This window comes from Sphingobacterium sp. IITKGP-BTPF85, from assembly GCF_001006065.1.
Classification (GTDB): Bacteria; Bacteroidota; Bacteroidia; order Sphingobacteriales; family Sphingobacteriaceae; genus Sphingobacterium; species Sphingobacterium anhuiense.
Map to the genome: position 1 here is coordinate 16,335 of NZ_ASZT02000051.1, position 16,354 is coordinate 32,688.

The following is a 16,354-nucleotide window of genomic DNA, read 5'->3' on the forward strand; positions in this document are numbered from 1 at the left end:
CAAAAAGGAAACCAATAGCATTTGTATACTAATCCTATGTTATTTTTGCACAAGATTTATATAATTAATAATTTAAAAATGAAAAAAATAGCAATCTTAGCAGTATTCGCTTCTGTCATCTTAGCTTCATGTGGTGGTTCAAATGGTGATAAAGCTCAAACAGGAACAGAGCAACAAGTTGCCGAACAAAAAGGTGCAACTTTTGCAGTTGATACAGCAGTAAGTTCAATCAAATGGAAAGCATATCACAAAGGTGGATTTGATCCAAGATTTGGTACATTGAAAAGTGAAGGTACTGTATCTGTAGAAGCAGGAGCGATCACAGGTGGATCATTTGTTATCGATATGAATTCAGTGACAACAGACAAGAGTGCGGTTGATCCTGCAAAATCAGGTGGTAAAACTGCAGCTGATTTAGATGGTCACTTAAAAACGGGTGATTTCTTTGAAGTTGAAAAATATCCAACAGCTAAATTTGAAATTACAGCAGTGACAGCTTTTGATGCTGCTAAAGACAAAAGTGTCATTGCGGATGCAACAAATATTATCAGCGGTAACTTAACAATCAAAGATAAGACTGTGAATGTTACTTTTCCAGCAAAAGTTAGCGTAACGGATAATGAAATTAATGTACAATCTAAATTCACCATCAACAGACAAGACTGGGGATTAGCGTACGGTACTGAAGGTGATCCTAAAGACTGGATGATCTCTCAAGAGGTAGATATGGAGTTGAATATCGCTGCAAAAAAATAATTTTATAAAAACACGCTTTAAAAAATTAAAGCGTGTTTTTTTTACTGCGAAGTAGCTATATTGCGCGGTCAATAGGTCGAACCTTTTCAGGGCATATCGGCATCTTATGCTGTTTCGATATTGCTTGAAATTTGACTACATAAACCAAATAAACCGAACATGAAGAACGAGTCTAACCATAATCCACTTTTGTGCGATCCTGAAATAGGTAGTTGTGAAATGCCAGTTTTAGCGTATGAATCAGCAACAGTACACCCTCTTGAACAAACAGATAAACCCCTTAAGATTATTTATTTCACAGATCCCATATGTTCTTCCTGTTGGGGAATTGAACCACAATTGCGGAAACTAAAACTTGAATATGGTGATTGCTTATCCATGCACTATCATATGGGCGGTTTACTGCCCGACTGGAACTATAACAGTGGGGGAATTAGCAAACCTAGTGATGTCGCCGAGCATTAGGACGAGGTGAGTATTTATTATGATATGCCGATTGATGGTGATATCTGGCTCGAAGATCCTTTAGACTCTTCCTATCCGCCTTCTATTGCCTTTAAAGCAGCACAATTGCAGGATAATGATCAAGCTATTCTGTTTTTAAGAACATTGCGAGAAATGGTTTTTTTACAGAAGAAAAACATCGCTAAATGGGAATACATAGCTGCGGCGGCAAAAATGGTTGGGTTAGATGAAGTTCAATTATTGTCAGACTATCAAAAATCAGCGACTGTTCAATTTGAAGAAGACCTTAAATTGGCGAGAAGTTACGGTGCAAGAGGTTTTCCAACACTTTATTTTGAGGATATGCATGGAAATCGCGAGATGGTGTATGGCGCGAAACCTTATGGTTTTTATGAAGCCGCAATTTTAAAATTAAATCCGACAGCTATAAAAGTGACTTATCGTCAAGACTGGAAAAGTATTTTTTCTACATACAATTCGCTTACTGCTAAGGAATATGCTGTACTGACAGATACGCCAAGATCAGCAAGTGAGGAGCTGTTGAACGAACTTACCGCAAATAAACTGTTGCAAAAAAGCACAACAAAAAATGGTGCTATCTGGCATCTGAACGTCTCGTAGTCATTCTCAGAACAAGGTGCTACGTTGTGTATGGTTTAATATAGCGTTTTGAGCTAATACCTGTGCTGTATATGTTGAAGAACGGAACTATTTGATCGGATTGGGATCGCACAGTCGCAGGTATAACCTGCTTGCAGACTGCACCAATTAAGGTAACGTACGATGTTTTATATAGGCAGGATTTTAGTGCATTAAAACCTGTTTATATAAAAGGGCTTAAATGAGATTTAGAAAATTATCCCGATACTGCCTGGGCTGCAAGCCTATGACACTCTTAAACTGCTTATTGAAGTTGGTTACTGAAGGATAGCCGCATTCGTAGCTGACTGTTTCTATGGAAATACTATCGTCTTTTAATAGTTTGCAGGCGTAGTTTACTCTTATTTCCTTCAAAAAGTCCGAAAATGATTTGTTGAGACGTGTCTTAAAGTATCTGCTAAAAGAGGTACTGGTCATATTTGCAATTTCTGCAACTTTCTCCAGACGGATCTGCTGATCAAAGTTTTTAATCACGTAGTCATAGACCTTGTGTATCCGCTCGGTTTCGGCCTGTTTATAATTTATGGCTTCATCAAACTCATTGATGTAACGGCAGTCTGTGGACAGCACTAAAGTATCCAATATTTTCAATAGCAGAATTACGCTTTCCAGCCCATCCTTATGTAATAATTCAAACATCATCCCTCCAATAATATCTCTGGTTTCCCCCGTTATTTCGACTCCAAGATTGCTGGTGAGAAAAAACTTTTTGAGCCTAAAAAACTCTTCCTTACCGTATATTTCTTCAGCAAAGAAATTGTTATGAAAGTAGATCACTATAACCGACGTATCGAGCTGACTGTCCTTTTTAAAATAAGATAAATGATTTTTCCAGACATGGGGTAGATTGGGACCAATAAATACCATATCGTTTGCATGAAACGGTTGCAAACTATTGCCTACAATTCTGTTTCCTTCCCCTTTTATTACGTACGAGAGTTGAAATTCCGGATGTGCATGAAAGGTTGGATCAAAATGAGGTTCATTGATTTGTTTTATCGAAAAGTTTTATTCTCTGGAATAAGCGATTTTGAAATAACTCTCTTATCTAGCATTATGATTTCAGTTTATTGGGGTAAATATAGTTAAAAATGATACAATATGTCTGAAACTTGATAAAAAAGCTAAGTTCCAAGCTACTTCATATCTCTATATTTGCTTATAACAATTATAGATAAATCCAAATTTCAACTAAATCATGAATAATATTTTAAGAGTTTTACTTTTATTTTTAGTGTTTTTGACCTCTTGTAGAGCTGATGAACCGAGAAGGGCTGAGGTACTATTTATTGGTGCTGGAAATAAGCAATCTTCTAATCAAGCGACCTGGTTATCGGTCGAACTTTTTAAATCGGGCATCAATCTAACCTATACCGACACCTTAGCAAGTTTAGAATTTGATTATTTAAATAAGTTTGATGGGGTTGTCTTATTGGTGAATGAAAAAGAGCTCAGTGAAGAAAAGGAGCAGGCATTAAAGAAATTCCTGAAAGAAGGAAAAGGGGTTGTGGCCTTGAACTCGTCTGCTAATTCATTTCAGAATTCCGAATGGTATACCAACTTGGTACAAGGTGGTTTTACCGACGCGGGTGATGGGCAAGCAATTGTTACAATAGAAAACGCCAAACATGTACTGGATTCATCCATTAACACCATTCAGGTTAACAATGAAAAATACATATTCAAGAAAAAAACAGATCAAACTGTTATCGGTAGCGCTGCGATAGATGGTTCAAAACAAAACTACATCTGGTATAGTGAGGAAAACGGCGGTCGTTTTTTATATCACGCGTTAGGTAAGCATGATGATACCTGGAAAAATCATCAGTTTCTAACAACGGTCAGCAGTGCGGTCTGGTGGTCACTTGGAGAGCAGGTTCAAAGTATGGTGAATAAATTGGCTATTCCGAATGTAAGCATATATCCCGATTCCATATCCGATTTTACAGCACGTTATGATGTTCCTAAAGTGCAGGATCCGCTTAGTCCAGAGCAGTCGATGAAACTGATACAGAAACCTGTGGATTTTGAATTAAAACTTTTTGCCGCGGAGCCCAATATTACCAATCCGATTGCGATGAGCTGGGATGAAAAAGGCAGATTATGGGTCATTGAAGCTGTTGATTATCCAAATAGTTTTGAGGAGGTGAAAGGTAAAGGAAATGATCGCATCGTCATCTGTGAAGATACCGACGGCGATGGTGTTGCCGATAAATTTACGGAATTTGCTAAGGGCTTAAATATTGCAACAAGTTTAACTTTTGCCAATGATGGTGTTATTGTGGCCATGGCTCCCAATTTTGTTTTCTTAAAAGATACCGATGGTGATGATGTAGCCGATCATGAAGAAATCATCATGACCGGTTGGAGCAAAGGAGATACGCATGCCGGTCCATCAAATCTGCAATACGGATTTGACAACAAGATCTGGGGTGTTAACGGATATGCAGGTTACAATGGTATTGTTAACGGTGAAAAGCATATTTTCTCTCAAGGTTTATACCGACTTAATCCAGATGGTTCGGATCTGGAGTATTTAGCTACAACCAGCAATAATACTTGGGGTCTTGGTATTTCGGAAGATAATAATGTCTTTGTATCCACGGCAAATAACACCCATTCTGCTTTCTATTCGATGCCGGAGAAGTATCTACAGCGACGTATTGACAATATTCCTGGCGCTAATCCAATCAATTCAATCCAAAAAATTGACGGGCATTATGAGGTTCATGCTTTAACACCAAACTTAAGACAGGTGGATGTTGTCGGCGGATTTACATCAGCGGCAGGCCATCAGATGTATACCGCACGGGATTTTCCACAGTCTTATTGGAACAGTGTGGCCTTTGTAGCTGAACCTACGGTAAGATTATTACATAACGCAATTATTGAAAAAGATGGTGCCGGTTTTAAAGAAAGAGACGGCTGGAATTTACTGGCAAGTTCTGATGAGTGGTTTGGACCTGTGCATGCCGAGGTAGGACCAGATGGTGCTGTGTGGGTTTTGGATTGGTACAATTTTATCATTCAGCATAATGTTTTTGTCCCGGCGCAAGCGCCATCAGAGAAAGTCCTTCCTTTTAAGGATCAGGTTGGAGGGCCCGGAAATGCATTTGAAAGTAATCTGAGAGACAAAAAGCATGGCCGTGTATATCGCGTTTTATATAAAAATGGCAAGCATAATGAAAGTTTCAAACTTTCAAAAGATAATCCCAAAGGACTTATCGAAGCTTTAAATAGTAAAAACAAATTTTGGAGAACCCATGCGCAGCGGCTTTTAGTAGAGCGGAAAAATGCGGATGTTGAACAAGATTTGATCAAAATAATCAACAATAAATCGGTAGATGAAATTGGATTGAATGCACCTGCTATACATGCTATCTGGACTCTAAAAGGTTTGGGTCTTCTAACAAAGAAAGAAGTGAATGATGCATTATTAGCCGCATTATCGCATCCATCGGCCAGTGTGCGAAAAGCTGCTGTTCAGGTACTGGATTTAAATGCTAAATCTTTTGATCAAATAGCACAGTCTAATATTTTTAAAGATGAGAATCTCAATACTAGGCTTGCTGCTTTTGTTAAAATTGCAGATTCCGCTCCTTTTGCCGCAGTTGCTCCTGTATTAAAGGCGGCAATCAATGATCCTGTCAATGCAAAGGACAGGTGGTTATCTCCAGCTTTATTTGCGGCGATCCAGACCAATCATAGTCATATGTCGATGGTTGCTGATCAGTCTTCAACAAATGCTTATCAACAAGCTGTAAACCAAGCGCTAGGTGAAGAAATTTATACACTTGGTAGGAAAAACCGTGTTCAGTTTTCACCAAATGTGGCTGATAAGAATATAACGATTGAAACAGCAGTATTACGCCGTGATCAGGATGCTTTCAAAGGATTAATTATTGGGCAAGGTGATGCAAAAAATGGTTTTGCTTTATACATGCAGGGTAATAAAATATATTGGGACGTATATAATAATGGTGAAATACAGCGTATAGCAGCTACAGACGGAATCGGAAATGGATTTAAAGTTAATGCGAGCATAACAGCAAACCAAGGATCTAGTCTTTATATCAACAACAAATTGGTCGGTAACATCAAAGAGGTCAAACCGTTCAATAAACCACTGCGCGCCTATCTGCGGTCGGGAGAAGATTTGGATGAATCTGTTGCTCTGACCAAGTACGAGCATGGATCTGAATTTATAGGAAATATCAGTGAGATCAAAGTAAAGCTTCAATTGAATGGGGAGCATGCGCATCATCATATGCACAGCGCGAGTCCTGTGGAAGTGAATCAAAACGAGGCACCTGCTGAAGTCATTGTGATTAAAGCGGTAAAAGATATTATGCAGTATGATAAACGGTCCATTACGGTGAAAGCAGGAAGGCAGATTACTTTGATCATGGAAAATCCGGATGCAATGCCCCATAATTTAGTGATCATCAAACCTGGTACAACAGAGATCGTCGGTAAAGCGGCAGATGCCATGTTGCAAGCGTCTTCGGCGGCGGAAAAAGACTATGTTCCAGAAGTCAGGGAAGTACTGTTTCATACCAAATTGGTAAATCCGGGGCAAAGCTATACGCTTAAATTTCAAGCCCCTAAAGAAAAAGGTGAATATCCGTTTATCTGTACATTCCCGGGACATTGGAGAGGAATGAACGGAATAATGAAAGTTGTGGAATAATATAAACGAAACATATGAAAAATAGAATGGTAATGCTATTACTTACTATAGTAGTAAGTAGTATAGGAACTTTATGTGCCAAAGCAAGTGTACATTCATTGCCTCATGCGCAAAAAAGAAGAATATACTGGTAGTCGGTGGTGGTGGATCGCATGATTTTAATCGCTGGTACAAAATCGAGGATACACAGCTGATCAATACCATTGAAGGTGTACATGCGACCTATACAGACAATACGGATTCAATACGCTTTTATTTAAAAACGACAGATCTTTGGTGTTGACCAATAATCAACCGATCCCAAAAGCTTCACAACTGGCGATTGAAAAGTTTATTGCACAGGGTAAACCGCTCGTGCTTCTGCATGCTGCAGTATGGTACAATTGGCAAGACTGGCCTAAGTACAATTTGGAATACGTAGGTGGAGGAAGTAATAGCCATGAAAACTTCCAAGAATTTAAAAATCTGGTTGTGAACACGGCACATCCGATCAGTAAAGGCGTTTCTCCGGAGTTTACATTCAAAGACGAACTGTATCGCCACCAACCAGATGCTGCTGGTAAAGGGATTGATGTACTGGTGATCGGTCAGTCTTTAGAAACGGCTAAAGTATACCCAGCTGTATTCACTGTCAATCATGATAAATCAAGAATAGCGGGAATTACACTGGGGCATGATGAGCATAGTCATCTAAATAAAGACTATCGTAAAATTTTAATCAATACAATCCATTGGGCATTAAATATTTAAATCAACATAAAATAATCAAAATGAAAAAAATCACTGTCGTTATCGTAGGAATGGGGTTTGGAAAAGAATTTATTCCAATTTATCAAAAGCATCCTAATATTAAATCTGTTGGTGTTTGTACTAGAAATCCTGAAACACTAAGAGAATTAAAAGAGAAGTTCAATCTAGACGATGATTTACTATTTACAGATTTAATGAGGTCATTAAAAGAGATGATGTCGATGCCATCCATGTGGTGACGCCTGTGCCAGAGCACGCAAAAATGACATTAGCATCCTTAAATGCGAATAAGCATACGGCTTGTACCATACCGATGGCCATGACCGTGGCCGACTGTCAGGCTATCGTGGAAGCGAAGAAAAGAGTCAATAAAGTTTATATGATGATGGAGACAGCCTTATATACCCGTGAGTTTCTGTACGGATTGAAACTTGCTGATACGGGGAAATTAGGGAAAATACAGTTTGTCCGTGGTTCACATATTCAGGATATGAGTATGGAGGGCTGGGCTGAATACTGGAAAGGTTATCCACCGATGCTAAATGGTACACATGCCATTTCGCCATTATTACGCATCAATAATACCATAGCAGAATCTGTGGTTTGCCACGGTTCAGGTCAACTAAGTGCTGATCTTGCTGCCCGGTATAATTCACCATTTGCAGTTGAAACGGCCACATTTAAACTGAAAGATTCCAATGTGGTCGCCGAGGCAACAAGATCATTATTTGATGTTGTGAGACAGTACCGCGAAAGTTACGATGTGTATGGTGATAAAATGTCTTTTGAATGGGAGCAGTTACAGGATGAGCAACATGTTATATTCGACGGTGGCGAAAATGCCGTACGCATGGAAGCGCCGGATACAGACGATTTATTGATTCCGGAGATTGCAGACTTTACTAAAAGGGAAAGAATAGATGATCCAAATCATGTTTCATTTTTACAGGGAGCAGGTCATGGGGGTTCTCATCCGCATTTAGTTCAAGAGTTTGTTGCAGCTATTGTGGAGGGAAGAGATTCTGCCGTTGATGCGTCCTTAGCGGCAAATTATACCTGTGCTGGTATCTGTGCCCATGAATCGGCAATGCAGGGTGGAGTCAGAATCGCAATCCCTTCATTTGATTAAATGTAAAGCTATGAAAATAGGAATAAGCTCTTTTGTATGGGTATCACCTTACACAGCAGATCATATTGATATTCTTTATAAAGCAAAGGATTATGGCTATGATGTCATGGAGATTGCTGTCGAAGATGTAGCATCAATTGATGTGAAGCAACTGAAGAAAGTGGCGCAGCGTATTGGTTTAGATTTATCTGTGAGCGGTGCATTTGGTACAGAAAGAGACATTTCAAGTGAACATAGCGCATACCGTAAAATTGGTCTTTCTTACATTAAAGATTGTATACAAATCGCTAATGAATTAGAAAGTCCAATTTTTGGAGGACCGCTTTATGCTGCTGTTGGAAAAACACGATTAGTTTCAAAAGAACAGAAGGAATTAGAACGGAATTTCTGTTTAGAAAATCTGCTTGAAGCAACGCAGTATGCAAAAGAACAAGGTATTGTATTGGCATTAGAGCCACTAAACCGCTTTGAGACAGATATGATCAATACAGTCGAGCAGGCTCTGGAATTGATCAATCAGATTGATGATCCTCACTTAAAGATCTTGCTCGATACATTTCATGCTAATATTGAAGAGAAAAGCATTTTAAAATCAATCCATCTTTTAGGGGATAAACTTGCTCATGTTCAGGGTAATGAAAATGATCGAGGAACACCGGGAACGGGACAGGTTGACTGGTCCGGAATACGCGATGCATTAAATGAAATCGGGTATCAAGGAAGTGTCATTTTAGAAACCTTCGGATCGCCTTCCAAAGAACTGGCCCGTGCGGCAAGTATCTGGCGTCCATTAGCAGAAAGTTCAGATATTTTAGCCCGGGATGGAGCGAACTTTTACACAGAAATTTTCAAAAATAATCCATTACAATTATGACCGCTACACAAGATATAATCCAGCCAGACAATCATGCTAAAAGTACCCTTTTTTGGGGTTGCTTTATTGTACTGGTGGCATCTGCTTTTGGTTTTGTTTTCAGATCCTTTCTTATGCCCACATGGGCAGTTATGTTTGATCTGAGTAAAACACAGCAGGGCGAAATCTTTGGTGTTAGTTTCTGGCCATTTGCACTGAGTATCGTTGCCTTTAGCTTAATTATTGACCGGATCGGCTACAAAAAGTCCATGATCTTTGCTTTTATCTGCCATTTGATTTCGATCGTGCTGACTATTTTTGCTACTGGTTACTGGATGTTGTATGCAGGAACCTTTTTCTTCGCATTAGGAAATGGTGCTGCCGAAGCTGTGATCAACCCCGTTGTCGCATCGCTGTATCCGAAAGAAAAAACCAAGTGGCTGAATATTTTACATGCCGGTTGGCCTATGGGCATTGCGATATCGGGTCTGTTAGGCATTGGCCTTTTAGCACTGGATATCAATTGGCGAATCGTCATAGGTTTTATTTTGATTCCTGCAGTCGCGTACGGCGCATTGATCATCAACCAAAAGTTTCCCGTAAACGAACGGGTCAAAGCTGGCGTTGGCTATTTGGACATGTTAAAAGAAGTTGGTGTTTTAGGAGCGCTGATTATCGTTGTATTATGTGTTTTTCAGCTGGGCAGTTTATTTAGCTGGGATTATAAATTCAATATTGTGCTCAGTATCGCCATTGTAGCCATATTTGGTTATTTCGTGCGGTCGTGGGGGAAGAGCCTCTTTGTGCTGTTGCTACTGGCTATGGTTCCTTTGGCTACCATGGAGCTTGGTACCGATAGCTGGATTACCGATCTAATGACGCCAGAAATGAAAAAAATGGGTTTTCAAGGAGGTTGGGTGCTTGTATTTACAGCGGTGATCATGACTGTTTTACGGATGTACAGCGGTACAGTTGTTAAATTTCTGTCACCCCTGGCGCTCTTATCCATAAGTGCGCTCGTCTCTGCTGTCGGTCTGCAGTTATTATCCGTTTCTTCCGGGATTTATATTTTACTGGCAGCTGTTCTATATGCTTTTGGAAAAACCTACCTATGGGGTACAATGCTGGGAGTTGTTTCCGAACAATTTCCTAAAGGTGGCGCCTTAGCTTTAAATATTACGAGCGCAGTAGGGCAGCTCGGGGTAGGAATTATCGGCGCTGTTTTTCTGGGTTTTATACAGGACAGTAATATTGATAAAAAACTAGCTGAGTATGACCATATTCACCAGACACATTACCATGAAAAACTGGTGACAGGCACGAGATCAAGCATATTCGGGGAATATAAAACGATTGATTATTCACACTTGTCAACCCTAGACGAAGAGAGTCAGCAAGTGGTTGAGCAAATGGAAAACAAAGCCAAAAAAGCGGCACTATCCACTGTTTCCTTACTGCCGAGCGGTTTATTCGTCTTTTTTATATTATTAATTATTTATTTTAACAAGAAAGGAGGGTACAAACCAATAGATATCATTTAATTAAATATGCATCTTATAATTGAAAGACTATTTAAAGTGTTTTTGCATTCACCTATTTGCAACACTTAAACTTTATAACCAAAATAAATTTAAAATTATGATTAAGTTTTTCTTTAAGATTAAATTCCTTTTGAAGGTCTTTAATCTAAAAACAGACTATGCGCCTTATTTTTTATACTCTCGAGTATATGTTCCATAAACCTAGCATATGCACAAAATAAAGACGTAAAAGGCTCGGTCAAAAGTTCGGATGGCACTCCCTTGCAAGGCGCGACAGTTTTAGTCAAGGGAACTACCGCTGGAACATCGACCAACAATGCGGGGGTGTTTTCATTAAACATGAATCCGACTAATGCAACATTAGTGATCAGTCATAAAGGATATGAAACGAAAGAAATCCAGCTCAATACTTCATCCCAAAACCTGGATATAACCCTAGTTTCCAGTGCACCTGAATACATTGATGAAGTTGTCGTAACGGGTTTTGGACTAACGCAAAAAAAGGAATCATTGACATCTGCGATTTCAACATTAGGATCCAATGATATCAAACGATCCACTGCTTCAACAACTTCAGGAGCTTTGGTCGGTAAGATCCCGGGATTAAACTCACGGCAGTCGGATGGCCGTCCCGGCGCTGGTACAGCTTTACAGATCCGTAATATGGGCGATCCATTATATGTCATTGACGGTGTTCAAAAAGATGCTGGTCAGTTCAATAACCTTGACTTTAATGATATCGAAAGCGTTTCTGTACTAAAAGATGCATCGGCCTCTATTTATGGTGTACGAGCGGCCAATGGGGTTATTGTGGTCACAACAAAAAGAGGAAAAAGAAATTCCGCTAATACAGTCAATCTAATCGCTAATTACGGATTTCAGAATTTATCTACCTTTCCTAAAGCTGCAGATGCAGTCACTTACATCGAGAACTATATCCAATCGGAAACTGTGCAGGGAATCAAAGATTATAAATATTCGCGCACAGATCTTGAAAAATGGAAAGCGGGTACAGAAAAAGGCTATGTTCCATTTGACTGGTATGATTATATCTGGAAGACTTCACCACAGCAGTATTATTCGGTCAATGCTTCTGGAGGCTCCGATAATATTAATTATTACTTCAGTGCAGGCCATATGAACCAAGAATCTATGATTGTTAATTATGGTGGTTTTAAACGGACCAATGTGCAGATGAATGTGGATGCGCAGATTTCCAAAAAACTTAAAGTGGGCGCTTCCCTTAATGCGCGTTACGAAAACCGGACGAATCCCGGAGTGCCCGGTGGTGACGATTATTGGTTGCCAATTTTTGCTACTTATCGTAATTTGCCAACTGCTAGACCATTTGCAAACGATAATCCAAATTACCCGACATTAACCTCTACCGATCCAGGTACTAATTTCGCCTGGTTAAATTATGATTTATCTGGAAAATATACAGAAACATGGCGTGTTGCCCAATTAAATTTCAATGCAGAATATGATATCATTGATGGCTTGAAAGCAAAGGCTTTGGTAGGATATTATTATGCAAATCAAAATCTGAATAACCACGAATATACCTATAAATTATATGGATACGATCAAGCTAATGATACCTATCCGGTGATTTTTGAAAATAACAATCCATGGCGAGAAAGAAGAATGGGGTATAATGAAGAGCTAACATCCAATTTTCAGTTGGCTTATACAAAACTGTTCGATAAGCATAATTTGAATGTGATTGGTGGTTTTGAAACCATTGTCCGTAATACACCAACCACATGGGTGCATTCCATTCCGACAGCCAACTCGTTGAACTTGATCGATTATGAAACAATGGACACTTATAACGATGATGGAAATAGGACAGAAGGTCGATTAGGTTATCTGGCCCGTATTAATTACGATTATGACAGTAAATATCTGATTGAAGTTTCGGGTCGATACGATGGTTCCTGGAAGTTTCCTCCGGGACAGCGATGGGGATTTTTCCCTTCGGCATCATTAGGTTGGAGAGCTTCAGCTGAGAGTTTTTGGAAAGATAATTCCATACTGAGTAAAATCAATGATTTTAAACTGCGTGCATCTTATGGTTTGCTGGGCGATGATGCCGTATCTGGTTATAGTGCATTTGATTACCTGTCCGGTTACAATTATAAATCCGGTGGATCTGTTATCGATGGTAAATATATCATTGGTTCCCAGCCAAGAGGGTTGCCTGTTAGGACGTTATCGTGGATTAAGGCAAAAATATTGGATATCGGGTTAGATTTTGCGCTAATCAATTCTAAACTGACAGGAAGTTTTGATTATTTCAGACGCATGAGAACTGGATTACCATCTTCGAGATATGATATTTTATTACCATCGGAAGTGGGCTTTAGTTTACCTAACGAAAACTTGAATTCAGATGTCCATAAAGGTGTTGAAGGGATGATCAAGTGGTCAGACCGTATTGGTGAATTAACTTACAGTGTCGCTGCGAATGCGACTTACTCCAGATTTTACGATTGGAATCAGTATAAACCGAGATTTAGCAATTCCTGGAATGTGTACAGAAATTCAATCAATGAGCGTTTCGGTTACATCAATTGGGGTCTAGAATCAGCTGGGCAATTCCAAAGTTGGGAAGAGATCGCAAACTGGAAAATTGATAATGATAGAGAGGGGAACAAAACTTTAAGACCAGGAGATATCAAATATGTAGATCAAAACGGTGACAGCGTTATCAATGGACTGGATGAGCGTCCAATTGGTTACCGTCAAGATGCGACACCGATTTTGAATTTTGGTTTTAATTTTTCATTCGGCTATAAAAACTTTGACTTAGCCTTTGACTTAACTGGCGGTGGTCTGAATTCATGGTACCAAGATAATGAGCAAAGAAATCCATTTCATGATGGAGGAAATAACGCACAATACTACATGGAAGATACCTGGAGACTTGCTGATATATATGACGCAAACAGTGAGCTGTTACCTGGGAAATACCCCATGTTACGGATCGGCAATACATCGCATAGTAATTATTGGAACAGTGATTTCTGGAAGCATAATGTAAAATACATCAAACTTAGAAATCTTGAGTTTGGATATTCCCTTCCGGAGAGCTTTCTGAAAAAAGCGAGTATCAAAAGAGCAAGAGTCTATTTTTCGGGACAGAATCTATTGACGTTATCTAATGTAAAAGGTGTGGATCCGGAGATCAACGCAACAAGTGGTCTGGTCTATCCGACAACGCGGATCTATAATTTTGGTCTAAACCTGACTTTTTAATTAAGGCTGTTAATTTAAAATGATAAATATGAAAAAGTTATTCAGTAATAAAATTATATGGATCGCGCTGATCGGTTTACTATCTACCGGTTGCAATAATATACTTGACCAGGACCCGGATAAGATCATCAGTGATGAACAGATTTTTAGTGATGAAATCATGATCAATTCTGTTTTAGCTAATTTTTATGGACGTGTTCACTGGGGACAAAATACAGCAGATTCGTACAGCTATACGATTTTGGATGAAGCGGGTAAATCTGATGGCGGTCCTGATAATATCCAAAACTATGGCGATGATTTATGGCGGGTGTATGACTATACGCTCATCCGGAGTATCAATCAGTTTTTAGCTGGATTGCGGAGTACAAATGCGCTCAGTATGACTAAGAAATTGAGTTATGAAGCGGAAGCACGCTTTTTAAGAGCCTGGGTTTATTTTAATATGGCCCGCGGGATGGGCGGTATGCCGATCGTGGGGGATGAGGTTTTTGAATATACCCTGGAGATGACATTACAGCACTGCAATATGCGCGATCAACAGAGTCGGAGATCTATAGCTATATCATTAAGGAAATCGATGAGATCCATGCCAACTTGGGTGACAGTCCGACGATAAATGCGGGTCGAATAAATAAATGGGGAGCATTAATGTTAAAAGCAAGGGCTGCTGTATATGCCGGATCATTGGCGAATTATAACAATAAGATGCCCAATCCGATTAAAACAACAAATGGTGAAGTTGGTATCGCGGCGTCTGAGGCTCAGAAGTTTTACGAATTAGCACTTGATGCGGCAGAGCAGGTGATCAATGGCGGTAAATATCAGCTCAGCCTGAAGAAACCGGATGATCTAAGCCGGAATTTTTACGAAGCGATTAATCTCAAAGAGAACAATGTGGAAGTGATATGGGCCAGAGATTATAAATATCCGGGACAAACGGTAGAATTTACCAAGAATAATATTGCACCATCGCTGGCGGAAGATATTGACCGTGCATATGCAGGCCCGATTTTAAATTTAGTTGAAGATTTTGAATATATCAATGATCGAAATGGGGTTTTAAAAAATAAAGATGCGAACGGTAATTATATCTTCTATGATAATCCTTTAGCTATTTTCCAGGATAAAGATCCAAGACTAAGTGGTTCTATTATTTTGCCTGGATCGGTTTTTAAGGGTGAGGTGGTTACTTTGCAAGCTGGTCAGAAGATATTGCAGGGCGGGTCTTACGTAACTAAAATCGGCCAGCCTGGAACAAGTGATGCCAATGGTCTGATCACTGCGACAAATGGGCCAATTACATCAAACTTGCAGTATGTCAATAAATCAGGCTTCTTTTTCCGGAAATTTTTAGATGAAAATCCCGGAGCTTCAACAAGAGGCCGTAATAGTGAAATGTGGTTCCCGCGGTTTAGATTTGCTGAGGCCGTCATGATCGCCAGTGAAGCGGCTTTTGAGTTAAACAATATGGGTAAAGCACTAGGCTATCTTAATCAGATCAGATCTAGAGCAGGGTTAAAGGCATTAAATACGATGTCTCTAGCAGATATCGTGCAGGAAAGAAGAGTCGAATTTGCATTTGAAGATCATCGGTACTGGGATTTAAAACGATGGAGATTGGCCGATAAAATATGGAATGGATCTACGCAAAATCCGGATGCTATACAGTATGCTTTGTTTCCCTATAAAGTTGTAGCTCCGGGAAATGTTAATCATGGCAAATGGGTTTTTGATAAACAACCTTTTACAAATTCACCGAATCCGCGATTCTTCCAAATGAAGAATTATTATAATTTCATCAATCAGGACTGGATTAATAATAATCCTAAAATGGTTAGAAATCCGTATCAATAAAACTAAATCAAAGAATATGAAAAATATATTGATTATTATGACTGTACTGTCATTACTGTTTTCTGCTTGTGGTAAAGATAATTATGACCAACCTACTTCGACAATAAGTGGGCAGGTTAGCTATAAAGGAAAGCCGATTGGGGTCAGAGGGACAGGTGAGGTTGTTAAATTACAGCTTTACCAAGAAGGATTTGAACTCAATGCTCCAGTTCAGGTTTACGTAGGCCAAGACGGAAGTTTCAAGTCTAAAATTTTTGATGGCAAGTATAAACTAATCGCCACTAATAATAATGGCCCTTGGTTAAACAGTACCGATACCGTTCGATTTGAATTGAAAGGGAGCACGACTGTCAATTATGAAGTGACTCCTTATTACACCATTGAGAATGTAA

The 16,354-nt window shown here is 39.3% G+C and carries 11 protein-coding genes and 2 pseudogenes; 12 read left to right on the top strand and 1 reads right to left on the bottom strand.

The window, feature by feature from the left end:
* The first annotated feature begins 78 nt into the window (after positions 1–78).
* Both L950_RS11780 and L950_RS11785 read left to right on the top strand, forming a co-directional pair.
* Entirely contained in the window at positions 79–756 is a 678-nt protein-coding gene (locus tag L950_RS11780) for a YceI family protein (RefSeq protein ID WP_021190332.1), read from the top strand.
* A 219-nt stretch (positions 757–975) separates the two neighbouring features.
* Positions 976–1,842 (top strand): annotated as a pseudogene (locus L950_RS11785) (DsbA family protein).
* Positions 1,843–2,058: 216 nt separating this feature from the next.
* On the opposite strand, the gene L950_RS11790 reads toward L950_RS11785, so the two are convergent.
* Positions 2,059–2,880, bottom strand: a complete 822-nt coding sequence (locus L950_RS11790) for an AraC family transcriptional regulator (protein WP_316930613.1) — start codon at positions 2,878–2,880, stop codon at positions 2,059–2,061.
* A gap of 199 nt (positions 2,881–3,079) precedes the next feature.
* On the opposite strand from L950_RS11790, the gene L950_RS11795 reads away from it, so the two are divergent.
* The 10 genes and pseudogenes from L950_RS11795 to L950_RS11830 form a co-directional block, all read left to right on the top strand.
* Entirely contained in the window at positions 3,080–6,571 is a 3,492-nt protein-coding gene (locus tag L950_RS11795; protein WP_021190336.1) for a PVC-type heme-binding CxxCH protein, read from the top strand.
* 73 nt (positions 6,572–6,644) lie between these two features.
* Positions 6,645–6,854: a hypothetical protein gene (locus L950_RS26445; protein ID WP_021190337.1), complete on the top strand. Its 210-nt coding sequence runs from the start codon at positions 6,645–6,647 to the stop codon at positions 6,852–6,854.
* Entirely contained in the window at positions 6,851–7,321 is a 471-nt protein-coding gene (locus L950_RS11800) for a ThuA domain-containing protein (RefSeq protein WP_021190338.1), read from the top strand. Before L950_RS26445 ends, L950_RS11800 begins: the two co-directional genes overlap by 4 nt.
* Positions 7,322–7,371: 50 nt before the next feature.
* Positions 7,372–8,450, top strand: a pseudogene (locus L950_RS11805) (Gfo/Idh/MocA family protein).
* 10 nt (positions 8,451–8,460) lie between these two features.
* Positions 8,461–9,324: a sugar phosphate isomerase/epimerase family protein gene (locus L950_RS11810; protein WP_021190339.1), complete on the top strand. Its 864-nt coding sequence runs from the start codon at positions 8,461–8,463 to the stop codon at positions 9,322–9,324.
* A complete protein-coding gene (locus L950_RS11815) occupies positions 9,321–10,844 on the top strand; it encodes an MFS transporter (protein ID WP_021190340.1) in 1,524 nt (507 codons plus the stop codon). The genes L950_RS11810 and L950_RS11815 overlap by 4 nt, the downstream gene beginning before the upstream one ends.
* A 195-nt stretch (positions 10,845–11,039) precedes the next feature.
* Positions 11,040–14,105: a SusC/RagA family TonB-linked outer membrane protein gene (locus L950_RS11820; protein ID WP_052764398.1), complete on the top strand. Its 3,066-nt coding sequence runs from the start codon at positions 11,040–11,042 to the stop codon at positions 14,103–14,105.
* Between the two features lie 28 nt (positions 14,106–14,133).
* Positions 14,134–14,724: a hypothetical protein gene (locus tag L950_RS30030; RefSeq protein ID WP_197086395.1), complete on the top strand. Its 591-nt coding sequence runs from the start codon at positions 14,134–14,136 to the stop codon at positions 14,722–14,724.
* Complete coding sequence (locus L950_RS11825) at positions 14,703–15,962, top strand: RagB/SusD family nutrient uptake outer membrane protein (RefSeq protein ID WP_197086396.1); 1,260 nt, start codon at positions 14,703–14,705, stop codon at positions 15,960–15,962. The genes L950_RS30030 and L950_RS11825 overlap by 22 nt, the downstream gene beginning before the upstream one ends.
* A 16-nt stretch (positions 15,963–15,978) precedes the next feature.
* Positions 15,979–16,354, top strand: a 376-nt coding sequence (locus L950_RS11830) for a DUF3823 domain-containing protein (RefSeq protein WP_031288486.1), incomplete at its 3' end; no start/stop codon positions are given.